This is a genomic window from Microbacterium algeriense (genome assembly GCF_008868005.1).
GTDB lineage: Bacteria > Actinomycetota > Actinomycetes > Actinomycetales > Microbacteriaceae > Microbacterium > Microbacterium algeriense.
Genome location: NZ_WAAO01000002.1, coordinates 1,245,813 through 1,268,719, shown reverse-complemented (window position 1 = coordinate 1,268,719; position 22,907 = coordinate 1,245,813). Strand labels below are relative to the sequence as shown.

Sequence of the window (22,907 nt, the reverse complement as noted above, 5' to 3'; positions counted from 1 at the left end):
CGCAGAAGGCCGACGAGACCCCCATGGGACCCACCGGCCGTCCGTACCACGGGTTCCCGATTCCGGAACCGCTGAAGTCCCACGGGCCTGCCCGCATCATCGCGCTGTGCAACCAGAAGGGCGGCGTCGGCAAGACCACGACGTCCATCAACCTGGCGGCTGCACTGGCGGAGTACGGCCGGAAGGTGCTCGCCGTCGACTTCGACCCGCAGGGGGCGCTGTCGGCCGGCCTTGGCATCCCGACGCACGACGTTCCGACGATCTACGACCTGCTGCTGGACACCAAGCGCGACGCCCACGACGCCATCGTGCACTCCAGCGTCGACGGCCTCGATGTCATCCCCGCGAACATCGACCTGTCGGCTGCGGAGGTGCACCTGGTCAACGAGGTCGCCCGCGAGACGATCCTGGCCCGCGTGCTGCGCCAGGTGGCGGGGGAGTACGACGTCATCCTCGTCGACTGCCAGCCGTCCCTGGGCATCCTCACCGTCAACGCGCTCACCGCCGCACACGGCGTCATCATCCCGCTCGAGTGCGAGTTCTTCGCCCTGCGCGGTGTCGCCCTGCTCATTGAGACCATCGACAAGGTCCGCGACCGTCTCAACCCCTCGATCACGATGGACGGGCTGCTGGCGACCATGTACGACCCGCGCACGCTGCACTCGCGCGAGGTGCTGGAACGCGTCGTCGAGGCCTTCGGGGACGACGTGCTGGAGACCGTGATCGGGCGCACCGTGAAGTTCCCGGACGCCTCCGTGTCGGGCGTGCCGATCACCGAGTTCGCCCCCGAGCACGCCGCCGCTCAGGCGTACCTGCGGCTGGCGCGGGAGCTGGTCGCCCGTGGCGCCGTCGCCTGACGAAAGCCCTGTCGACGCAGCGCTCGAGGAGAGCGCGGACGATGCGGCCACCCCGGACGCCGCCGGGTTCCGGGTCTCGCTGTCGAACTTCGACGGCCCGTTCGACCTGCTGCTGAATCTGATCTCGAAGCACGAGATGGACATCACCGAGGTGTCGTTGAGCGCGGTGACCAACGAGTTCATCGCGTACCTCGGGGAGCTCGACGACGATGAGGACCTCGACCAGGCGTCGGAGTTCCTCGTCGTCGCGGCGACGTTGCTCGACATGAAGGTCGCCGGGCTCCTGCCGCAGGGCGAACTGGTCGACGCGGAGGCGGTGGCCCTGCTCGAGGCGCGCGATCTGCTGTTCGCACGGCTGCTGCAGTACCGCGCGTTCAAGGAGGTCTCCGCGTGGTTCGCCCGCTGCCTGCAGCGCGAGGACCGGCGGCACGTGCGCGCGGTCCGCCTGGAGGAGAAGCACCGCCGCCAGACGCCGGAGCTGGTGTGGTCGCTGACCGCCGACGACTTCGCGGCGATCGCGATGCTGGCCTTCGCCCCGAAGGAGATCCCGCACGTCGGGCTGGACCACCTGCATGCCCCGCTCGTGAGCATCAGGGAGCAGGCGGCGATCGTGGTGACCCTGTTGCGTGCGACGGAGTCGGTGAGCTTCCGCGAGCTCGTGGCGGGCGTGAGCGAGCCGGGGATCGTGGTGGCGCGGTTCATCTCGGTGCTGGAGCTGTACCGGCATGCGGCCCTGTCTTTCGAACAACTGGAACCGCTCGGCGAGCTGACGCTCCGCTGGGCAGCCGACTCCTGGTCGGACGAGACGCTGGCGACCCTGGGGGCCGACTATGACCGATGACGTGACCGACGAGACCACCGCCGACCTGGCCGGCGCCGAGGAGATCCCTCTCGCCGAGCGCATCGAAGCGATCCTGTTCATCGTGGACGAGCCGATCGGCCTGGTCGCGCTGGCGGCCGCCGTCGGCTCTCCGGTCCCCGCCGTGCGCCAGACCCTGGAGATGCTCGTCGAGGACTACGACGGCGAAGGCAAGGGTCCGCGCCGCGGATTCGAGCTGCGCGAGGTCGGCGGCGGCTGGCGGCTGTACGTGCGCGAAGACCTCGACGACGTCGTCGCCGCGTTCATCGGCGGTCAGGCCCCTGCGCGTCTGTCGCAGGCCGCGCTCGAGACCCTGGCCGTGATCGCCTACAAGCAGCCGGTCACGCGCAGCCAGGTCGCCTCCATCCGTGCGGTCAACGTGGACTCCGTCGTGCGCACGCTCCTCGCGCGCGGGCTCATCACCGAGCTGTTCGCCGACTCCGAGACCGGCGCCATCAACTACGGCACGACCGATGCGCTGCTGCAGCACCTCGGGATCAACTCGCTGGACGAGTTGCCGCCGATCTCCCCGCTGCTCGATGACGGGGCAGACGGATTCGACGAAGGGACCATCCGATGACCGGCTTCGACGCCTCGACAGACTCCGGAGCCGCACCCGAGGGTGTGCGCCTGCAGAAGGTGCTCGCCGCCGCAGGCGTGGCCTCTCGCCGCGTCGTCGAGCAGTACATCGTCGAGGGTCGCATCCGTGTCAACGGCATCGTCGTCTCCGAGCTCGGCAGGCGGATCGATCCGGAGAACGACCTCGTCGACGTCGACGGCACCGCGATCCAGTTGGATGTCTCCAAGCGCTACGTCATGCTCAACAAGCCCACCGGCGTGGTCAGCAGCATGAAGGACGAGAACGGGCGCCCCGACCTGCGGCGCTTCACCGCCGACTACGAGGAGCGGCTGTACAACGTCGGACGCCTGGACGCCGAGACCAGCGGCCTGCTGATCCTGACCAACGACGGCGCACTCGCGCATGTGCTGGCCCACCCCTCGTTCGGGGTCACCAAGGTGTACATCGCGAAGGTCGAGGGCACCGTGCTGCCCCAGACGATCACGAAGCTCACGAAGGGCATCGAGCTGGAAGACGGCCCCATCGCGGCGGACAAGGCACGGCTGCTGGACACGTCGCGCGGGTCGAGCCTCGTCGAGCTGACGCTGCACTCGGGACGCAACCGCATCGTGCGGCGGATGATGGCTGCGGTCGGCCACCCGGTCACCGAACTCGTCCGCCGCCAGTTCGGCCCGCTCCACCTGGGAACCCTCCCGGCCGGGAAGACGCGGGAACTGAGTAAAATCGAACTCGGCGCGCTTCTGACCCTGTCGCGCCGTGATTCCGGTGTCGCCGAGGCGCCAGGCGAGCAGGAGAACGAATGACCGAGACGACGAGTGCGCCCGCGGGGTCTCGGCGAGCGGGCTTCGTCGCGCCCCGGCTCTCCGGCACCGTCCGCATCGTCGGCGCCGGCCTCCTGGGAGCCAGCGTCGGTCACGCGCTGCGGGCGAAGGGGATCGACGTCGTCCTGACCGACGCGTCGCCTGCGCAGCTGCGCCTCGCGGTCGACTACGGCGCCGGCCGTGTCCCCGCGGATGACGACCACCCGTCCCTGATCGTCGTGGCGGTGCCGCCGGATGTCACGGCGGACGTGATCCAGGCCGAACTCGAGGGCTTCCCCGAGGCCGTCGTGACCGACGTCGCCAGCGTCAAGCTCGAGCCGTTCCGCACGCTGCGGGCCCGCGGTGTGGATCTCACCCGCTACATCGGGTCGCATCCTCTCGCCGGGAGGGAGCGTGGTGGAGCGATCTCGGCGCGCGCCGACCTGTTCATCGGCCGGCCCTGGGTCGTGTGCCGCGACGAGGAGACCACGGCGTCCGACCTCGCCCTGGTCGAGGCGCTCGCTCTGGACGTGGGCGCCATGCCGCTCGAGATGACCCCCGAGGAGCACGACCGTTCGGTCGCGCTGACCTCCCACGTGCCGCAGGTCGTGGCCAGTCTGCTGGCGGCCCGTCTCGCCGGCGCCGAGGAGGGCGCGCTGCGCCTGGCCGGTCAGGGCGTTCGCGACACGACCCGCATCGCCGCGTCCGCCCCGGAACTCTGGGTGCAGATCCTCGGGGCCAACGCCGGGCCCGTCGTCGAGATCCTCGACGCCCTCGCCGCCGACCTCGGCGAGATCTCCGACGCCCTGCGGCAGCCGGCGGCCCCCGGTGCGCGACGCATCGTCGCCGAGGCGATCCGTCAGGGCAACGACGGCGTGGAACGACTGCCCGGCAAGCATGGGCAGAACCGCCGCTTCGAGACACTCGTGGTCATGGTCGACGACACCGCCGGCCAGCTCGGACGCCTGTTCGGCGAGCTCGGCGAGCTCGGCGTGAACGTCGAGGACCTGCGGCTCGAGCACTCGCCCGGTGCGCAGTTCGGCCTCGCCGAGATCAGCGTCGACCCCGCCGCGCTGCACGGCGCGATCACGGGACTCCAGGAGCGCGGCTGGCGGATCGCGGGGAACACCAATGACTGACCTCTCCTCTTCACCGACCAGCGAGGCATCCGTGACCGACGCCACCAAGTTCATCGCGATCGACGGGCCGGCGGGTTCCGGCAAGTCCAGCGTGTCCAAGGCCGTCGCCCGCACCCTCGGATACGGCTACCTCGACACGGGTTCCGCGTACCGCGCGCTCGCGTGGCACGTCCTCGACCGCGGCGCCGACACCGACGACGCGGAGGCCGTACGCGCCGCGGCCTCGGACTTCCCGGTCCGGCTCGGACTCGACCCCGACGACCGCACCGTGCGGGTGGGGGAGGCGGAGGTCACCGAGGCCATCCGCGACCCGCGTGTCTCCGGTGCCGTCAGCGGTGTCGCCCGCGTGCCCGAGGTGCGGGCGCAGGTGAACGAGCTGTTCCGCCGACTGGTGTCGGAAGCCCCGTACCCGGCCGTGGTGGTCGAAGGTCGCGACATCACCACCGTGGTCGCCCCCGACGCTCCCGTCCGCATCCTGCTCACCGCGGCCCCCGAAGTCCGGGCCGCACGACGTGCCGGCGAACTCGCCGGCGAGAACGCGGCTGCTGTCGCCGCGGCGCTGCACAAGCGCGACGCCTCAGACAGTGCCGTCGTCGACTTCCTGAACGCCGCAGAAGGCGTCGAGGTCGTCGATTCGACGGAACTCGATTTCCCCCAGACCATCGACGCCGTGCTCACGGTGATCGAACGACTCCGAGGAGCACACCGTGGCTGACGACGAATACGAAGGCGGCCCCGACCAGCTCGCCGAGAAGATGGACCAGCTCGACGAGCAGCTGGCCGAGCAGCGCGCGGAGACCCTGCGCGCCGGCCTCGCCGACTACGAGCTGGACGACGAGGACGCGGAGCTCCTCGCGGGCATCACGCTCGGCGAGGACGGCATCCAGTACAGCCCCGCGCTGCCCGTGGTGGCGATCGTCGGACGCCCGAACGTGGGCAAGTCCGCGCTCGTGAACCGCATCCTCGGCCGCCGCGAGGCCGTCGTGGAGGACACCCCGGGTGTGACGCGCGACCGCGTGACCTACAAGGCCGAGTGGGCGGACCGCCGGTTCTCGCTCGTCGACACCGGCGGGTGGGAGCCCGACGCCCGCGGCATCGACCGCTCGGTGGCCGCGCAGGCCGAGGTCGCGATCGACCTCGCCGACATGGTGCTGTTCGTCGTCGACGCGATGGTGGGCGCCACCTCGACCGACGAGCACGTCGTCAAGCTGCTGCGCAAGAGCGGCAAGCCCGTGTTCCTCGTTGCGAACAAGATCGACGACGCGCGTCAGGAGCCCGAAGCGGCAGCACTGTGGAACCTCGGTCTCGGGGAGCCGCACCCGGTGTCGGCGATCCACGGTCGCGGTGTCGCTGACTTGCTCGATGAGGTGCTGAAGAAGCTCCCCGAGGTCTCGGCCGTCGCGAAGCAGGAGATCGGCGGACCGCGCCGCGTCGCGATCCTCGGCCGTCCGAACGTGGGCAAGTCGTCGCTGCTGAACAAGGCGGCCGGCGAGGAGCGCGTCGTCGTGAACGATCTGGCCGGCACCACCCGAGACCCGGTCGACGAGGTGGTCGAGCTCGGCGGGAAGATGTGGCGTCTGGTCGACACGGCCGGCATCCGTCGCCGCGTGCACATGGCGCAGGGCGCGGACTTCTACGCCTCGCTGCGCACCTCCGCCGCCCTGGAGAAGGCAGAGGTCGCGGTCGTCGTGCTCGATGTCTCCGAGTCGATCAGCGAGCAGGACGTGCGCATCATCGACCTCGTGCTGGAGTCGGGCCGTGCGCTGGTGCTGGCGTTCAACAAGTGGGACCGTCTGAACGACGACGACCTCGAGAACGCGGACCGTCGTCGCTACCTGGAGCGCGAGATCGAGCAGGACCTGGCGCACGTCGCCTGGGCTCCGCGCGTGAACATCTCGGCGAAGACGGGTCGTCACCTCGACAAGCTGGTGCCCGCGCTGGAGACCGCGCTGGAGAACTGGGACCGTCGCATCCCGACGGGCAAGTTCAACGCCTTCCTCGCCGAACTGGTGGCCGAGCACCCGCACCCGCTGCGCGGCGGCAAGCAGCCGCGCATCCTGTTCGGCACGCAGGCGTCGACGCGTCCGCCGACGTTCGTGCTGTTCACGACCGGATTCCTCGACCCGGGGTACCGTCGCTTCATCCAGCGACGCCTGCGGGAGCTGTATTCGTTCGAGGGCACGCCGATCGTGATCAACATGCGCGTGCGCGAGAAGCGTCAGCGCTGACCTGTTCCCGTGCGTGACACACGGTGATGCCCGGGGTCGGATGCTGTGAAAGGCTGGGGGCGTGACTGTCGTTCCTCCCGCCGCCGGTGAACCGCGTCGCCCCGAGGGGCCGCGTGATCCGGGCGATGCCTGGGTCGTGGCGGACACGGGGGAGCGGTACTGGGGGCGCTTCGGCGCCGCCGGGCTTCTAGCCTATGACGCCGCCCGCGGCATCCTGCTGCAGCATCGCGTGTCGTGGAGCCACTTCGGTGGCACCTGGGGCCTGCCTGGCGGGGCGCTGCACGAGGACGAGAGCGCGATCGGCGGTGCCATCCGTGAGGCGCAGGAAGAGGCGGGGGTGCCGGACGGTGCCGTGCGTCCGCTGTTCACGAGCGTCCTTGACCTGGGTATCTGGTCGTACACGACGGTCGTCGCCGACGTGGTCGATCCCTTCGATCCGGTGATCAGCGACCCGGAGAGCGTCGCCCTGGAGTGGGTTCCGCTGGACGCGGTCGACGGTCGTCCGTTGCACCCCGGTTTCGCGGCGGCGTGGCCGGTGCTGCGGCAGCAGCTCGCTGAGCGCCCGGTTCTCGTGGTGGACGCGGCGAACGTCGTGGGCTCCGTGCCCGATGGATGGTGGAAGGACCGCGCCGGCGCGGCCTCGCGTCTGCGGTCGCGGCTCGAGGGGCTGGCTGTGCCCGCCGGTGCGCTCGAACTCGGCGGTGACGTGTGGTTCCCGGCGGTGTCGCTCGTGGTGGAGGGGCAGGCCCGCGGTATCGAAGCCGGGTCTGGTGGCGTGTCTGTCGTCGAAGCCGAGGGCGCGGGCGATGACGCCATCGTCGCGGAGGTCGAGCGCCGCATCGCCGACGGCCGGACCGTCGTCGCGGTGACCAGCGATCGGGAGCTGCAGGAGCGCGTCGCGCGTGCGGGTGCGGCCAGGGTGCGTTCGGCCGGGTGGCTTCGAGGCCTGCTCGAGAACCGCGGCTGAATCCCGGGGTTGGGTCCCGGTCAGACGAACATCACGCGCCGAGGCGGCGGGTCGGAGTAGTCGCGCCCGAGCGGACTGTGCCAGGTGATGCTGCCGTCTCGTTCCTGGTGGGCGGTCCACCGGTGCGGGTCCGGGATATCGGGGTGCTTGAGCGTGTGATGCGCTCGACAGAAGTGCCCGAGGTTGTCCAACCGGGTTCGTCCGCCGAGGGCGTGGTCGTGGTTGTGATCGATGTCGCACCGGTGCACCGGCATGCGGCACCCGGGGAAGCGGCAGTGCTGGTCCCGCGCGCGGAGGAAGCGGCGCATGCTCTCGGTGGGCGTGTAGGTGTCGGTCTCGACGACCATGCCCTGCGCGTCCAGGAACAGGCGGCTCCACCCTGTGTTGCGTCCGGCGAGCTCTCGCGCGACGTCGGGGTGCAGCGGACCGTGCCCGTCGAGCTGTGCGGGGCGGTCGTCTGCGCCGGTGAGTGTGGAAGCGGCGACGGTCACCTGGACCCGGGCGTGAATGCCATCGAGTGCTGTTCCGTGCGCCGCGCTGGGGTCTGCGGTCAGGAGGAGGTCGCTGAACAGGTCGGCCTGGATCTGCGCCCACGTCCTCTCGTCGATGGGGAAGTGCTCGACCTCGGGGTCAGTCGCGAACGTGTCGCCACTGGCGATCACGGCCTCCTCGAAGCCGCCGAATGCCGGGTCGTCGAGGTCGATGTCGCGCGGGCTGATGGTGTCGGACTCCTCTGACCAGGACGGGGAGGGGCGGAACTCCCGCGTCTTCCTGGCGCGGACGACCTCGCGCGTCAGGCGGCTCAGCCTGTCAGCGATCGCGTTCGCGACCCACTCCGGGAGCACGGCGGTGAGCAGAGCGAGGCCGTCGTCGAGGGGCTTCACCGTCACGGACCGCTCGGAGGCCGCTCGCCGATGCCGGTCAAGAAGTGTCTCACCGGTGAGCGCGGCGGCGACCTGGCGCGCGTGCGCGCGAGTCCGCGCAGCAGTGTCGCGCTCCGCGACGACGAGGACCGCGGCTTCGAACAGAGCCATCACCGCGGGATCGGCCTTCCGATTGCGGATCGCTTCGTCGACGAGCGCGCTCGCCCTGGCGATCTCGCGGACATGGGCGGCGCTGAGCGATCCTGCAGCGAAGGCGGAGCGGACTTCAGGGAGGTGCGTGAGCAGGGCCCGGGCATCAGCGAAGGCGAACTCGATCGACCCCTTCGAGACGTGCCCGGCGGCGGAGAACTCGGCGACCATCGAGCGGTAGATCGCGTCGCGGTGGCACGGAGTCGCGGACACCTCCGAGTCGTGGAGTGCGATCTGCTCGATGAGCAGTTCAGCGGCCTCGGCCTCGAGCCGAGCGATCTGTCGCTTCTTGTCGACCCAGGCATCCAGCACGCGACGTCGTTCCTCGAGGTCGAGGTCGATATCGGTGGGGCGGCTCATGCTCCCATTTTAGAACAAAGCTTCGAATCAAGCGAGGTCCGCGCAGCGGTGTATGCGGGCATATCAGTACGGCGGTAGCTCGTCCCTGCCGCGCAGCTTGTCGATGTCGCGACGCTCCCGTTTGGTCGGGCGACCGGCGCCGCGATCGCGCACCCCGAGGGCGGCCTGCGGTTCGCGTTCGGGAGTCCGATCCTCGTAGGCGAGGGCAGCGAGCGGTGCGCCCACACGCTTGACGAGCAGTTGGCGGACGATGAGGATCCGATCGAAACCGGCGATGCGGATGCGCAGTTCGTCACCGACGCGCACCTGCTGCGCAGCCTTGACCTTGTCGCCGTTCACCCGAACATGCCCCGCGCGGCATGCGGTCGTCGCGGCCGAGCGGGTCTTGTAGACGCGGATCGCCCACAGCCAGCTGTCGACGCGTACGGCGTCCATCAGGCGCCCGCCTTCCGCAGGCTCAACAGCGCGCCCGCGACGATCAGGCCCTGGCCGATCGTGTAGGTCAGCATCACGGCCGGGCTGGACCACGACGGCAGCGCGTCGGGCAGGAAGAGCCGGAAGGCGAGGATCGTGTCGCTCGTCAAAAAGAACGCTCCACCGAGCGCAACGAGAGGATGGCACCGAGCCGAGAAGGCGGCCGTGCCGCCCAAGACGAGTCCGTACACGGCCACCGCGATCAGTAGGCCGCCGGTGTGCGGGCCCAGGATCGCGATCATTGCGACCCACCAGGCGACGTAGATCAGGACCCACCAGGGCATCCGGCGCATCGCCAAGTGGCGGGCGAACAGCAGGATGTATGCCACATGCGCGATGCCGAAGAACAGCAGCATGAGCGGCAGCTCCGGCGCCGTGGGGAAGAACGCCCCGGCCCCGTCGCCGAGCCACGAGAACAACAGGGCCGCCAGCAGCAGGACCAGGGCGCTGCGCGGGCCGAGCTTTCGCGCGGACAGCACGACGGGAACCGCGAGCAGCGGCATCAGCAGAAGCTTGGTCGGTCCCGCGAGGGGACTCTCGACTGCGAGCAGCACGACGTGAAGGATCGATACGGCGATGAACGGGGCGAACGCCCACAAGAGGCCGGTCGATGCGGCGCCGCGCGGGGAACCGTCGCTGGCAGTGTTTCCGGTGAGGGAGGACGAAGCACTCGAAGCGGCCATTCAGGACTCCACCGTGACCTTCTCGACAGCGCCGTCGGTGCCGAAGTGGACCGCAGGCCAGTACTCCTCGGGGAAGTGCTCCCCGCAGCTGTCGGTGAGGTGCAGGACGATGCCCCCGTCGGATGACGCCTCCACGGTCTCGAGCACCAGGTCGGTGGCGGCATCGTCGAGTTCGCTCGGCTCCGGTTCCCCGGTGCTGAAGTTCGTGACCACGGCATCGGTCGCGATGCGACGAAGCTCCTCGAGGCGTGCGACGGTCTCCCGCAGACGGGGGAGCAGCGGCAGCACCTCGTCGGGGGTCATGCCCTCCACCATGAGCTCGAGCTCAGCACCGTCGACCGTGACCGTGCCGACGAACCAGTCGTGTGCGAGGACGGTGCCATCCGTGAGCTCGGACCTCGCGCGGACGAGGGTGCCGAGTGCCGGGTCGTCGATGGTCGGGTTCTCGTCGCTCATGTCCTCACGCTAGCGGGTCGCCGCGAGGTCGAGAGCGACCAGGGTGCGCCCTGGCTTGAGTTCTGCCTGTTCTCGGAAGCCCGCGGCGAGGAAGGTTCCGAGGGTTCCGTGGAACAGATCGTTGCTCGGCTGCCGTTCGCCGCGGGTGTCGACCGGATACCCCTCGATCACGCGCGCGCCCGACTCGCGAGCATAGGAGACGGCCGCGCGGAGCAGGTCGAGGTTGAGCCCGGAGCCGCGGTGCTCCCTGCGCACGACGAAACACGTCACCGCCCATACGCTCTCGTCGTCGAAGGGCTCCGCCGTCGCGGCGGCGATGATGCGGGTGTGCTGCACGCGCGCTTGAGTGGTCCGCGGTCCGATCCGGATCCACCCCGCCGCCTCGCCGTCGACATACGCGACGAGCCCGGGCGGCGGACCCGCGTCGATCTCCGCCCGGAGCATCTCAGCGCGCTGCGGGGTCGTCGTCGCGTTCCAGTCCTTGTTCCGGAGCATCGGCCAGATGCACTGGCAGCTGGCCCCGTCGCCGCCTCCCGTGAGAGCGTGTTGCACGTCATCCCAGCGCGGCGGCGTCGCCAGCTCGGTCGTGATCGTCACCATGCCGCGACGCTACGCCGAGCATCCGACACCCGCAACGCGCCGGTTCGCGGAGGCGCCCGACATGCGGCTAAGATAGGGGAGTTGCCTGCGCGAGAGTGCAGAACAACGGGCTGTGGCGCAGCTTGGTAGCGCACTTGACTGGGGGTCAAGGGGTCGCAGGTTCAAATCCTGTCAGCCCGACCGAGAGGTCCCGGAAACTCAAGGGTTTCCGGGACCTTTTCTGTAGGTGGATGTGATCCGGTCATCGAAAACCCATCACTTTGGCTCCCTCGCGGCCCTCTTGGGCCGTCCCGCTCTGGCAGGGGAGCGACCGTGCCGGTTACTCCCGATTCGTGGGTGGGAGCAGGACGCACCTGTTCGGTATGGACACCGAACACAGCCCGGCCGGCAACCCCTGGGGCCTGGAGCCGCTGCTCGACGTCGGCGAGCTCGCCGCCTATCTGGGCGTACCCGTCTCCACGGTCTACGACTGGCGCACTCGCGGCCTCGGTCCGCGGGCGTATCGCTTCGGGAAACACCTGAAGTTTGCGCTCTCGGACGTGCGGATCTGGATCGAGCAGCAACGCGACCCCGAGCCACCTGCACCGGCGGGTGGGCGGTGATCCGATGAGCCGGCAGCGCCTGACCATCGGCACCTTCGGGGAGATCGGCCACCTCGTGAGCCCCAACGGACGGGTCGTCGCGCGCGCCCGCTACCGCGACTGGGACGGCAAGACACGGCTCGTCCAAGCGACCGGAGACACACGGAAGTCCGCCGAACGGGCGTTAAAGGCGAAGCTCGCCGACCGGACTCTCTTCCAACCGTCGTCCTCGGCGCTCACCCTGGACAGCCCGTTCCCCGACCTGGTCGCGTACTGGCTCGAAGACCTCGAGCTCGAAGACCGCCTGTCGAAGCGCACCCTGCAGCTATATGAGCGGAACATGCAGACGCTCGTCCTGCCGGCCTTCGGGAACCTGACTCTGCGGGAGATCGGCGTCGCCCGCTGCGACCACTTCCTCAAACAGCTCGCGAAGCAGAGCTACAACCGTGCCAAACAGGCCCGCGTCGTGCTCCGCCTCGCACTCGGCCTGGCCGTGCGCCACGAGGTGCTGCCACGCAACCCGATGGACCACGTCTCGCGACTGCACCGGCCGGCGTCGACGCCGAACGCGCTGACGCCCACGGAGGTGAATGCGATCCGCACCGCGATCGCGTACTGGGAGGCCGGACGCTCGATGTCCGGGCCGAAGCCCGACCGACAGCTCGGCGCGATCGTCGAGGTCATGCTCGGCACCTCCGCCCGCATCGGCGAAGTCCTCGCCATCCGTCGCCGCGACGTCGACGTCACGAGCCCGATCCCGTCCATCCGAATCACCGGCACCATCGTCAGCCACCGCGGCGAGCCGACCACACGACAGGACCACCCGAAGACAGCGAAGTCACGGAGAACCGTGGCGATCCCGTCGTTCACCGCGGAGGCCGTGCGGCGCAGACTCACCCGGTTGGAAGACTCATCGCTCGATGCGCCGCTGTTCTGTAGCCGTGAGGGAACGCCGCTGACGACGAACAACGTGCGCCGCCAGCTTCGGCATGTTCTGGACCTTGCCGGGATCTCCGGCGTCACTCCGCACATGTTCCGCCGCACGGTCGCGACCGCGATCAACGAGCAGGCCGGCGTCGAGCTCGCTGCCGAACTGCTCGGACACACGGACCCGAAGATCACGATCCAGCACTACATTCGCCGCAGCGAAATGGTGAACCCGGCTACCGCGGAGATGCTGGAGCGGGCGTTCGCGAAGGACCAGTGAAGGCCGGAGGTCGCGTCCTCTATGCGCGTGATTCGTGCCTGGTGCGTTGTGTCTGAAAGACGGTCAGGTCGCCTTCCGCCAGCCCGCTCAGATCGACACCCTCCCTGATGAGCTCTCGTTCGACCCGATCGAAGATCTCGATCAGCAGCGGGCAGTGCTCGGCGGCGTAGTCGAGGAACGCCGGTATGTCCTTCTTCAGCAGCGGCGCCCACGGTGTCGAGCGCGACTCGACGGAGCCAGACGGTTCATTGGGAGATGTCTTGGACATGTCGTTCTGCTTCCTCTCCTGCTGTGTCACTGAACGTCGAGCAAGCGCGGCCTCGGAAGGTGTCGTCCGGCTCTGGTAGGTAGGTACGCAGTGCTGCCCTCTGCCAGGAGATCGCCGACGTTCCATTGGGGCTCGGAGCGGCGACGTCTTCGGACCAGTTGGTTGGGGGTTCGAATCCCGTTGGGTGCACCTGGGGTGCTCTATGCGAAGCGCTGCAGTGCATGCAGGAGGTCAGGGGTTCGAGTCCCCTTGGGTCCACCCAAAGTGGCTTACATGAATCCCTTTGAGGCGCTGTCGATGGCCAGGATCTCGGTGATCTCGGGCAGCAGCTCGACGTGGAGTTCGTCGCTTGCCGGGCCGATGAGGATGCGGCTGAGCAGCGCGTTGTTGACCTGTTTGCGTTGGTGTGGTGCAGCGGCGGTGTAGCGCGCATGGGCGCCTTCCAGGAGGTCGAGCGTGACGCTCACTCGCCGCGAATGCAGGACGTCGTCTTCAGAACGCGCCTGTTCGGCGGTGATGCGGGACAGTGCCTGCGCCAGTGTGCGTTGCTCTCTCACCAGCACGTCTCGAGCGATCCCGTCTGCGTAGTAGAGCTCGATGAGTTTCGTCTGCCGCCGTTCGAGCGCCTCGTGTTGCCCTTGGAGCGCAGAGAGCGCCTGCGCGCGAGCGGGTGCGTCTGCTTCGGAGCGGTGGAGATGCATGCGCTCAAGGAGCTCGCGCCGGGCGGGCGAGATCTCGAGCGAGACGTACACGTCTTCGACGCGTCGTTCGACGTCCGGGATGTGGAGTGCTCTCTGTCCGCACCGCGGCGTGCCCTGCCTGCCCGAGCAGACGAGGTAGCGGTAGATGCGTCCGCTCTTCGACCGGGCGTTGTGGACGAGCAGCCGTCGCTCACAAGCGAAGCAGTAGACGGTGCTCTTGAGGTAGTGGGTGTGGACGCGGCTGCGCTCGCCGTTTCGTCGAGACGCGAGGATGCGCTGGACGGCGTCCCAGGTCGTGGCGGGGACGAGCGGTTCGTGCAACCCGTCGTGCTGCGCCCCGTTCAACGTCACGATGCCCTTGTAGTACGGGTTCTTGAGCACTTTGTGCACGTTGGCGGTTGTCGGGATCGCGGGGGAGTGAGAGGGCGTCGGCCGTGTCCGCAGTCCTCGCTCACCGAGCGCGTCCGCCAGACGCGCGACGCTCCATTCACCGGTGGCATATGCCTCGAACGCCCAGATGATGTGCGGCGCCCGCTCCGCGTCGACCCTGACGGTTCGGTACTCACGGCCGTCATCGGTCTGGACGCGAACGTTGAGGTACCCGATGGGTGCGCGGTTCGGGGTCCCTCCCTGGAGGACCTTCTGGCGCATTCCCTTCATCACCTCGTGCCGGAGGTTTCGAGAGTAGAACTCCGCGATCGACGCCATGATCCCGTGCAGAAGGACACCGTTCACTGAGCTGTCGATGCCCTCGGTGCTGGATACCAGACGCGCGCCGGATGCGTGGATCGCCTGAGTGATCGCAACGTCGTCGGCCCGCGATCGTGCCAGGCGATCGAGCTTATGCACGATGACGTAGTCGACCTGATGTTCCCTCAGGTACGCGAGCATCTGTTGGAGTCCCGGGCGGTTGGTGTTGCGCCCCGACTGGCCGCGGTCCACGAACTCGGCCGCCACGAGCGCCCCCAACCCGTATGCCTGACGTTGGTTCGCGTCTCGCTGGGCCGGGATGGAGAAGCCGTCTCGTGCACCTCCGCGATCTGCCTGACGAGCAGTAGAGACGCGGATATACGAAACCGCCGACCTCAGCGGGGACGGGTCAAGGACAGAAGTGGCAACTTGAAGGAGATCGCGGGCTTTGTTCATTCAGCCAACAGTGGCCGACGTGCCGGACGACATAGGTCGATACCGGTGCCAGATGTCCGCGGAATCCAGCGGGTTGCGCGTACCGACGCATCCTGTCCGTCTTGACAAAGGAAGTCGGGGGCCGCTGGTTTCTGCACCTGGCGAGCAACGGAGACGCTGCGGCTCGGTTCTCTCCGGGCTTTCCAGCAGACTGTATTGAAATGTATCTCGTAGTGTCGGGCTGGCAGACGGTGTGTCTTGGTGAATTGGCTGCGCGGATAGGGGTTTGTTGTGCTGGAGCTAGAGCTCGATTTCGAGGCCCTCGGGGAGGTCTTCTCGACGACCCAGAGTGCGCCGTTCACGGTGATCGAGATTGAGGTGGAGCAGGCTGCGACGTTCGCGGATCGTCTGGGCGTTCCGGTGCGGCGGTGCTACATCTCTGATCCGAGTCTGCAAGCCCGAATCGCGGACACGTCGGTGTCTGCTCGCACGATCATTGAGTCGAAGCTTCCAGATCGTGGATCGACGATGGCGGGTGACTTCGGTGAGATCCTTACGGCGCTGTTCCATGCTGCGAGCGAGCATCCCGGGGTCGTTCTGGACCCGAAGAAGTGGCGGTTGAAACAGGATCGCACGAAGCCTGCTCCCGGTTCTGATGTGGTGCAGATGATCCTTCCGCAGTGGCCAGCGGCGTCGGCAGATGATCGGATCATCTGTGCTGAGGTGAAGACGAAGTCCACCAGCGGTACGTCGACGCCCATCGCCAGTGCGATCGCGGACTCGGAGAAGGACAGCTCACGACGGTTCGTGAAGACGCTGAACTGGCTCAAAGAACGAGCGATCGACACGGGGCTGTCCACTATCTCGATCGAGCAGCTGGACAGATTCATCCACCCTGTAGACCATCCGGAGGCGACACGGGAGTTCCGCGCGGTGGCAGTTATCTGCGCGAGCCTGGTCGCCGACGAGTTGATCGGTGTGGTCCCCCCTCCTCCTAGCGAGCGGGCGTTGATCGTGATCTCGGTCCCTGACTTGAAGGAGACCTACGAGCGGGTCTTCGACGCCGCGCTGTTGACCGCAGAAGACGTCGAGGATGTCGCGTGAGAGAAAGCTTGGGTCGGTGGATCGCAGATGCGGAGACACAGCAGACGATTGTGGACTTCCGGTTGTCGACCCACCTGGGACAACTTGATTACCTCGACAATCGCACGACGGACCTGTACTACTCTCTGGTCGGCGAGCTGTTCGACATGGTGCGTGCCGGGGGCGGGGAGCCGCTGGATTGGGCATCGCTCGGTCGTGCACTTGAGACGGTGAGCCGGGATCTACGGGACGGTGCTCGTGCGGATGGGTTGTTCTTTGCGGCGGTTGCGTTCTATCAGGGCGGCTATCCTGCCTCGGCGGTGATGACGATGCGACTCGCCGATCCGCAGTTCTGGGAGGTCGATGCCCAGCGGGCGGCGTACGAGCTCCTCACTCGGTCTGCGAATCCTGTTTCTTTCTCGACGCAGGTGCTGGTCGACGCGGTCCGAGCCGGGAACACGAGCATTGTCAACGAGGTGGTTGTCGCCGCGCAGGAGGAAGCGGGTCGCGCGCTGGATGTTGGTCCTGACGAGTGGGTCGCCCATCGCCTGTATGCGGTTCTGGTTGAGCGCTTCCAGCGCACGAATCTTCGCGCGGTTCTCCCCGACGGGGCGACGCGGCGGTGGGATCCTCTGGTGGAGTCGTTCCTGGACCGCACGCAGCCGGTGTGGGACTTCTTCCCGTCGCAGATGGAAGCCATCGATGCGGGACTGCTGACGAGTTCTGAGTCATATTCATTGCAGATGCCGACGGGAGCAGGCAAGACCGCGCTGACAGAGACGCTCATCTTCGACCATCTGAGCCGCTTCCCAGAGAGCAAGGCGGTGCTGTTGGTTCCGTACCGGGCGTTGGCCCGTGAGCTGCGCGGCAGTGTCGGCCGGCACCTGACGGCAATGGGGTTACGGTCGCGGACGGTGTACGGCGGAACGGTTCCGGGGATCGAGGAGAGCGACGATCTGGAAGAGGTCCGCGTCATCATCGCCACGCCGGAAGCCTTGACCGGGCTCGTCGGCGCTCACCCGGAATTGCTGTCGGAGATCTCGCTGGTCGTCTGTGATGAAGGGCACCTTCTCGACAGCGAGTCTCGCGGAGTGGGGCTGGAGCTGCTGCTGGCACGGCTGAAGGCGCGAACCCCGGCCCCGCGGATCGTGTTCGTGTCAGCGATCGTCCCCAACGTGGAAGAGATCAACACTTGGCTGGGCGGCTCCGACGGTACGGTGGTGCGCAGTGAGTATCGGCCAGCGGTGGCGGAGTTCGCGGTGCTGCGCCCTTCTGGTTCGGGTCGACAACGTAAGGTCGGACTGGAGCTGCACGAGCCGTCCACCTCGTTACCGTCGCACACATTGCCGGAGTTCCTGGGCCTGGAGGATTTTCAGTTCACGAACCCGTCGACGGGGCGACTGAACACCTACGACTACGGTTCCACGAAGACCTTGGCGGTGGCCACAGCACGGAAGGCGCTGACGTTGGGTCCGGTTGCTGTGTTCGCGACGGAGAAGGGCGGCAACCGGGGCGTTCTGGGCCTTGCCAACGAGCTCCTCAAGCAGATCGCAGCAGGTCTCGACCTGCCGAAGCCGATGGCTTATGTGACGGACGACGCGGCCGTCGAATCAGCGGTGGCGTATCTGACCGGAGAGTTCGGCGACGACTGGGTGGGAACGCGGGCACTCCGCGAGGGCGCGATCGTTCACCACGGCGACGTGCCACAGGAGACCCGCGAGGTTCTCGAGGAGCTGGTTTCGGACCGGCGTATACCTATGGTGTTGTGCACGAGCACGTTGGCGGAGGGCGTGAATCTGCCGTTGCGGACGATGGTTCTCTACTCCGTGAAGCGCAGCTCCGACGGAAGCGCACCCGAGGCAATGCTCGCCCGCGACATTAAGAATCTGGTCGGTCGAGCAGGGCGGGCGGGAAGCTCGACACGCGGGCTGGTGGTCTGCGCGAACCCCGATGACTGGACGGTCGTCAGCCCTGTCGCAGAAGGACAGCCCGGTGAACCGGTTGCGGGAGCGTTGATCACCTTGGTACAGAGGTTGGAAGGCGCGCTCGCCCGCCAGCAACTGCAACTCACCAATCGGGTGCTGGAAGCGAGCCCAGTGCTGTTCTCCCTCGTCGACGGGATTGATGCGGCGCTAATCGAGCTGATTCGAGACGAGCTGGGTGCGGAGCAGTTCGTCAGCATCGCCGAAACGCTCGCCGCGGAGACCTTCGCTGCGGCACGGGCCACGGAGCAGGAACGGCAGATGCTGTTCAGTGTGTTCGAGCTCCGCGCGCAACGCCTAGTCGAGATGCGGGCGTCCGGGCGCCTCTCGCTGGCGCAGGAGACGTCGGCACGACCTCGTCTGGTCGACGCAGTGCTCGATGGGCTCCTGCCCCGGTATGCGGACTGGGAGAGCATTGAGTCACCACTGGACCCTAACCTGGTACGCCTCGTTGTCGACTGGGCACTCGAGCAGCCCGGGTTCACCCGGGAAGCGGAGACCGTGTACCGGCGGACGGACGTAACCGACCTCGCTGCATCCCTGTCTGAGCTACTGCTGGCCTGGCTAGAGGGGCTGCCGTTCACAGCGCTCGCAGCACGCGCAGGAGTCAGCATTGACGTGCTGCTGCGCATCCACGCCAAGCTTGTCTTGTTCGACTTGGTGACCCTGGTAGAGCAAGCAGTGGCTATCCTCCAGCAGCACCTGACGTCGGAGGGCGTCACTCTCGCCCCAGCGGTCACCTCGTTCCCGGACTTCCTGCGGTTCGGTGTCTCCACCGCGGCTGCTCGTGAACTGATGGCCAAGGGGGTCCGACACCGGGCCGCTGCAGTGAAACTTGGCGCGCACTCGGCGATGAGCTCGCCCGGGAACCTCTTTTCGCTTTCAACCCCGTGGACGATCGCCCGGGACCTTCTCGCGGACACTGACACATGGCTTCCTCGCCTGGGTGATCTGGTCTACCAGCGCACCGTTGCGGACGTGGCAATCAGGGGGCTCATCTAGCGGTACTTCTTTCGGAGCTGAAACCCTCCGTCTAGCAACTGTATGGACGCGCACGTGCTCTGAAGCCAACCTGCTTCTGGAATGACGGCTGTGCCCGCTCCGACCACCAGCTGATCTTTCTCGGAGCGTCGCGATACGTCTGGGCGTCGCCTCAATGTAGACCTGCTTGACCTTGACCTTGACCTTGACCTGCTCGGCGAACTCCGGCATTTCGAGGAGCGAGCGCAGTGCGTCACGTGAGTCGCCGTGGATGAGCAGGTTGTCGGAGGGCGTACCGCTCAACTCTCCGGTGCGCCCGTCATCGAGGACACGCATCTCATCCGGCCGTCTGATGCGCCGACGCTGGGTGGATGAATCCGTCAGCCACGCACTAGCGATCGCGCCGCATAACGTCCTGGAAGAACTCATCGCGCCCGAAGTCATACGGAGGAAAGAAGAGCTCATCAGAACACCGGCCATCGGCACTCTTCTGCATGTCGCCAACGCCACCGCGAGCAGCGCCTGAAGACGCGCGCGGTGCCTCAGTACGGTTCAGCATCACTCGCGCGATGGCAACGCTGGGCCAGGGCGCGGTCGCGCTAAGGTGTGCCCATGCTTCGCGTGTCGCACTACGAGAGTGACTACGTCGATTTCGCGTTGATGCGAAAGCCCGGTGATCCGGCCTGGCGACGCCCGCAGGTCGGTGCACTAGCGGCGATCTCAAGTCAATGGACGCTGGAACCAGAAGAAAGATTGCTTGTCTCGATCCCCACCGGATCGGGAAAGACTGCGATAGCGACTGCGCTTCCGTACTTAGCAAGGGCTAAGAGGACGCTCGTTGTAGTGCCAAGTACGGAGCTTAGGGGTCAGTTGAGCGCGGCCTTTCGCAGTCAACAGGATCTCCTGGCCGTGGGAGCACTTAATCGTGCGAGTCCTGGACCGATCGTCGAGGAGGTGAAAGGACGCAACATTGACTGGTCTCGTCTCCAGCAAGTCGACGTTGTCGTAGCGCTCCCCAATTCGATCAGTCCAGACCACATGGATGAAGCGGATCTTCCTGATCCAGGACTCTTCGATCTCCTCATCATCGACGAAGCCCATCACGCGCCCGCTAAAACGTGGCGGGCAATCCTCGACCACTTTCCTAGCGCTCGAGCGGTCCTGCTCACGGCGACGCCGCGCCGTGCCGACGGAAAGCTGCTACCGGGAACGCACGCCTATCACTTTCCGCTGCGCGCGGCAATTGCCGAGGGTATCTTCCACTCGGTGCTTCCGCGGGTACTTGAACTCGGGTCGCCAATCACGGACGAGGCAAAGGATGAGGCGATCGCAGCGGAGGTTGCCAGCCAGTTGTCCCTCGCTGAACATGCGACGAGCGTCGCTCTGATACGTGTGAACACCGTCGCGCGTGCTGGAATCGTCCAGGCGATCTATGCAAGGAAGGGAGTAGACGCCCAGGTACTCATCGGCTCGACATCGATTGCAGATCGCGAGGATATTCTCGGCGGTTGGCGCGCGGGCAGGATCCGCGCGGTTGTCGCAGTGGACATGCTGGGCGAGGGCGTGAATGTTCCAAACTTGCGGATCGTTGGCTATCACGATAAGCACAAGTCGACACCGGCCACTATGCAGTTCATTGGGCGCCTCGCACGCGCGAATGCGGAGTACCCGCAGCAGTCCGTTCTGGTCACCGTCCATGACGAAGATGTCTACCCAGCTCTTCAAGGGGCGCTACGCGAGCTGTACCGCGAAGACGCTGACTGGGCGACGATACTCCCGACCCTGATCGATGAGGAGATTGAGCGTGAGCGGCGAGACCGGGAGTACCTCAGCGCGTTCGACGATCCGCCGGAGAGCTTCGACCTGGCGGCCGTCAAGCCGCTGACGCGCGCAGTGCTGCTGGAGGTGCCGCGTGGGGTTCCGTTCGACCCCGGGTTTGGAGAAGGAGTGCCGGACGGTCTGCAGGCAGGTCAACGCCTTCTGGGGCGGCACATTGCATACGCTGGCCTCAACCAACACGCAACACAGTTGGTGATCATTACGTCTGAGACTGAGAAGCCCAAATGGTACTCAGGCACCGAACTCACCCGAAGCGTCTTCGAGCTAGCCGTTGTGAGCTGGCAGAAGAGCGCAGACATCAACCGCTCTCATCTCCTGCTGCTGAACGCGCAAGATCTAGGACTCCTCAACGCGATCCGAGAGATTCTCGATCCATCGAACATCCTGAGGAACGGCAATCCTGGGTTCCTCCAGGAAGCATTTGACAGCGTGGAGCGTCTGTCTGTCTCCTCGGTGGGCGTACGAAACACTTTCGCGGCCGTGCCCGGCACGCCAGCCTATGCGACGTTCGCGGGAAGCGGGATCGATCGAGGCCTACGTGAAGCCGACACGAACGGACGAGGACTTGGCCACGCGATGGCCCAAGTTCGAGTGGACTCAGGCCAGGCGACCACGGCAGGTCTTGCTGTGAACAAATCAAAGTACTGGGAGACTCGATACTTAGGACTGCGCGACTACGAAGCCTTTGTGGTCGATCTCGCCCGCCGCTATTGGTTCCCGAGACCCACCGAATCGGGCCCACTGTTACCCAACGTCTCGAAGGGTGCGAGAACCGACGAGTTCCATCCTCCAGTCATTGCTGTGGAATTGAACCCAGCACTTCTGGGGGCCTCATACACGCTCCCAGACGGGTGTCCGATCGAGGAACTGGAGATTGCGCCGCTGGCAGACCGGGAGGCCACGCAGAGCCAAGTCTTTCTCCGGGTTTATGACCCGCGGGACGAGGGCATTGATGTGTGGACTGCCGAGATGACGGTGAATGGCAAATTCACTACACTGGGCGGGTCGGAAGAGCTCCACCGCGGAATGGGCAACTCAACGACGTTCAATCTGCTGTTCGAAGCGCATCCGCCCCTCATCTATTTCGGCGATGGGCGGAGCACGATGGGGCCTGTCACCTTTCAACCGCCCCGAACGGAATCTTTTCTTCCTGACGTTGATCTCGTGCCGAGTAGCTGGGAAAGCGTTGACATCACGAGAGAAACACCTCGACCAAATCGAACCGACTCGATTCACGAATGGGTCCAGGAGACTCTCGTGGAAGTGACACCCGAGCCCGGCGCATCGAGATGGGTGTTGCACAACGATGGAGGAGGCGAGATCGCGGATCACGTCGTCATCCAAAGGAATCTCGGTGGCCGGATGTCGATCGAGCTCTGGCACTCGAAGCCATCGTCTAACTCAACGCCAGGGGTGCGGGTCACGGATATGGAAGTGGTCACGCAACAGGCCGCGAAGAGCCGACGTCATCTCACAGACCGACAGCTGTGGAACCGAATCGGACGCCGATTGACAGGTGCCGAGTCACCACGTCTTACTGTTCTGGCAGGGGACCGAGAAGACCTCCTTGCCCTCTGCGGCCTACTTCCCGACCGTTCGGATGAGTCGATCGCTGAACGACCGCCGCATCTCGACTCCAAGATCGTCATCGTGCAGCCTGGATTGAGCGTCCAACGGCTTCAAGAGGGCCTCCATGCGGGAACTATCTCGGCCGGGCAAGTGCGAGAGTTCTTAGTCTTCTTCCACAATGCGGTCGGCGGGCTCGCTCGCACCGAGGTTCGGTGCTCATCCTGACTCGTACGCCCGCGAACGGGACCCAGCGTCGCCTCGTCTGCGTTACATCGGGCTGCAAGTTCGAGGCTCTCGCGCCGACCACAAACCCATCTCAATCCTACGTAGTGGACCGTTGATAACCGGCTACACTCGGACCAAGCGAACCGCACGGGTCCCTGTAAACACAAGGGAATCCGCGAGCTCCCGAGACGATCGGCGGAGTCCGGAAATCAGCCGGATCCTCACATCACTGTGCCTGGCATCACGTCGGAATGCGGTGCGCTAGCGTCC

The 22,907-nt window shown here is 66.5% G+C and carries 21 protein-coding genes and 1 tRNA gene; 15 read left to right on the top strand and 7 right to left on the bottom strand.

All coding sequences use genetic code 11. The features are described 5' to 3' along the window. Positions 1 to 23: 23 nt before the first annotated feature. The 8 genes from F6A08_RS13705 (at position 24) to F6A08_RS13670 (ending at position 7,430) form a co-directional block, all read left to right on the top strand. On the top strand, positions 24 to 857 hold the full coding sequence (locus F6A08_RS13705; protein ID WP_192576782.1) for a ParA family protein: 834 nt from the start codon (positions 24 to 26) through the stop codon (positions 855 to 857). Further along, positions 841 to 1,698: a segregation and condensation protein A gene (locus tag F6A08_RS13700; protein WP_151459705.1), complete on the top strand. Its 858-nt coding sequence runs from the start codon at positions 841 to 843 to the stop codon at positions 1,696 to 1,698. Before F6A08_RS13705 ends, F6A08_RS13700 begins: the two co-directional genes overlap by 17 nt. Then, positions 1,688 to 2,296 carry an SMC-Scp complex subunit ScpB gene (gene scpB / locus F6A08_RS13695; protein WP_017202905.1) on the top strand — a complete coding sequence of 203 codons (609 nt, stop codon included), beginning with the start codon at positions 1,688 to 1,690 and terminating at the stop codon, positions 2,294 to 2,296. Before F6A08_RS13700 ends, scpB begins: the two co-directional genes overlap by 11 nt. Continuing rightward, the gene (locus F6A08_RS13690) at positions 2,293 to 3,099 is read left to right on the top strand and encodes a pseudouridine synthase (RefSeq protein ID WP_017202904.1); all 807 of its coding nucleotides are present in this window, start codon (positions 2,293 to 2,295) and stop codon (positions 3,097 to 3,099) included. The genes scpB and F6A08_RS13690 overlap by 4 nt, the downstream gene beginning before the upstream one ends. Beyond that, positions 3,096 to 4,235: a prephenate dehydrogenase gene (locus tag F6A08_RS13685; protein WP_151459704.1), complete on the top strand. Its 1,140-nt coding sequence runs from the start codon at positions 3,096 to 3,098 to the stop codon at positions 4,233 to 4,235. The genes F6A08_RS13690 and F6A08_RS13685 overlap by 4 nt, the downstream gene beginning before the upstream one ends. Further along, positions 4,228 to 4,950 carry a (d)CMP kinase gene (cmk, locus tag F6A08_RS13680; protein WP_151459703.1) on the top strand — a complete coding sequence of 241 codons (723 nt, stop codon included), beginning with the start codon at positions 4,228 to 4,230 and terminating at the stop codon, positions 4,948 to 4,950. The genes F6A08_RS13685 and cmk overlap by 8 nt, the downstream gene beginning before the upstream one ends. Positions 4,951 to 4,990: 40 nt before the next feature. Beyond that, the gene (gene der, locus F6A08_RS13675) at positions 4,991 to 6,463 is read left to right on the top strand and encodes a ribosome biogenesis GTPase Der (protein ID WP_225855847.1); all 1,473 of its coding nucleotides are present in this window, start codon (positions 4,991 to 4,993) and stop codon (positions 6,461 to 6,463) included. A gap of 61 nt (positions 6,464 to 6,524) precedes the next feature. Next, positions 6,525 to 7,430 (top strand): NUDIX domain-containing protein, encoded by a 906-nt coding sequence (locus F6A08_RS13670; protein WP_026049816.1) that lies wholly within the window; start codon positions 6,525 to 6,527, stop codon positions 7,428 to 7,430. Between the two features lie 20 nt (positions 7,431 to 7,450). Here the strand turns inward: F6A08_RS13670 and F6A08_RS13665 are convergent, their stop codons facing one another. The 5 genes from F6A08_RS13665 to F6A08_RS13645 form a co-directional block, all read right to left on the bottom strand. Further along, a complete protein-coding gene (locus F6A08_RS13665) occupies positions 7,451 to 8,863 on the bottom strand; it encodes an HNH endonuclease signature motif containing protein (protein ID WP_151459702.1) in 1,413 nt (470 codons plus the stop codon). A gap of 63 nt (positions 8,864 to 8,926) precedes the next feature. Continuing rightward, positions 8,927 to 9,298: an RNA-binding S4 domain-containing protein gene (locus F6A08_RS13660; RefSeq protein WP_017202898.1), complete on the bottom strand. Its 372-nt coding sequence runs from the start codon at positions 9,296 to 9,298 to the stop codon at positions 8,927 to 8,929. Next, entirely contained in the window at positions 9,298 to 9,891 is a 594-nt protein-coding gene (locus F6A08_RS13655; RefSeq protein ID WP_225855830.1) for a lysoplasmalogenase family protein, read from the bottom strand. The genes F6A08_RS13660 and F6A08_RS13655 overlap by 1 nt, the downstream gene beginning before the upstream one ends. Before the next feature lie 129 nt (positions 9,892 to 10,020). Further along, positions 10,021 to 10,476: a hypothetical protein gene (locus F6A08_RS13650; protein WP_151459700.1), complete on the bottom strand. Its 456-nt coding sequence runs from the start codon at positions 10,474 to 10,476 to the stop codon at positions 10,021 to 10,023. 9 nt (positions 10,477 to 10,485) lie between these two features. Continuing rightward, complete coding sequence (locus F6A08_RS13645) at positions 10,486 to 11,076, bottom strand: GNAT family N-acetyltransferase (protein ID WP_151459699.1); 591 nt, start codon at positions 11,074 to 11,076, stop codon at positions 10,486 to 10,488. A 106-nt stretch (positions 11,077 to 11,182) separates the two neighbouring features. On the opposite strand from F6A08_RS13645, the gene F6A08_RS13640 reads away from it, so the two are divergent. The 3 genes from F6A08_RS13640 to F6A08_RS13630 all read left to right on the top strand — a co-directional run bounded on the left by F6A08_RS13640 (position 11,183) and on the right by F6A08_RS13630 (position 12,864). Then, a tRNA-Pro gene (locus F6A08_RS13640) sits at positions 11,183 to 11,256 on the top strand. Positions 11,257 to 11,438: 182 nt separating this feature from the next. Next, positions 11,439 to 11,678, top strand: coding sequence for a helix-turn-helix domain-containing protein (locus F6A08_RS13635; RefSeq protein WP_151459698.1), 240 nt, complete (start codon positions 11,439 to 11,441; stop codon positions 11,676 to 11,678). Positions 11,679 to 11,682: 4 nt separating this feature from the next. Beyond that, entirely contained in the window at positions 11,683 to 12,864 is a 1,182-nt protein-coding gene (locus F6A08_RS13630; RefSeq protein ID WP_151459697.1) for a tyrosine-type recombinase/integrase, read from the top strand. A 19-nt stretch (positions 12,865 to 12,883) separates the two neighbouring features. On the opposite strand, the gene F6A08_RS13625 is transcribed toward F6A08_RS13630, so the two are convergent. Further along, complete coding sequence (locus F6A08_RS13625; RefSeq protein WP_151459696.1) at positions 12,884 to 13,132, bottom strand: hypothetical protein; 249 nt, start codon at positions 13,130 to 13,132, stop codon at positions 12,884 to 12,886. Between the two features lie 269 nt (positions 13,133 to 13,401). Then, positions 13,402 to 14,979 (bottom strand): recombinase family protein, encoded by a 1,578-nt coding sequence (locus tag F6A08_RS13620; RefSeq protein ID WP_151459695.1) that lies wholly within the window; start codon positions 14,977 to 14,979, stop codon positions 13,402 to 13,404. Between the two features lie 270 nt (positions 14,980 to 15,249). Here F6A08_RS13620 and F6A08_RS13615 point away from each other — a divergent pair, with 270 nt between their 5' ends. The 4 genes from F6A08_RS13615 (at position 15,250) to F6A08_RS13605 (ending at position 22,637) form a co-directional block, all read left to right on the top strand. After that, positions 15,250 to 16,062, top strand: coding sequence for a Hachiman antiphage defense system protein HamA (locus F6A08_RS13615; protein ID WP_151459694.1), 813 nt, complete (start codon positions 15,250 to 15,252; stop codon positions 16,060 to 16,062). Continuing rightward, complete coding sequence (locus F6A08_RS13610; RefSeq protein WP_151459693.1) at positions 16,059 to 19,025, top strand: DEAD/DEAH box helicase; 2,967 nt, start codon at positions 16,059 to 16,061, stop codon at positions 19,023 to 19,025. Before F6A08_RS13615 ends, F6A08_RS13610 begins: the two co-directional genes overlap by 4 nt. Before the next feature lie 346 nt (positions 19,026 to 19,371). Further along, the gene (locus F6A08_RS17680) at positions 19,372 to 19,530 is read left to right on the top strand and encodes a hypothetical protein (protein WP_192576766.1); all 159 of its coding nucleotides are present in this window, start codon (positions 19,372 to 19,374) and stop codon (positions 19,528 to 19,530) included. An 86-nt stretch (positions 19,531 to 19,616) separates the two neighbouring features. Continuing rightward, positions 19,617 to 22,637, top strand: a complete 3,021-nt coding sequence (locus tag F6A08_RS13605) for a DEAD/DEAH box helicase (RefSeq protein WP_151459692.1) — start codon at positions 19,617 to 19,619, stop codon at positions 22,635 to 22,637. Positions 22,638 to 22,907 lie beyond the last annotated feature (270 nt).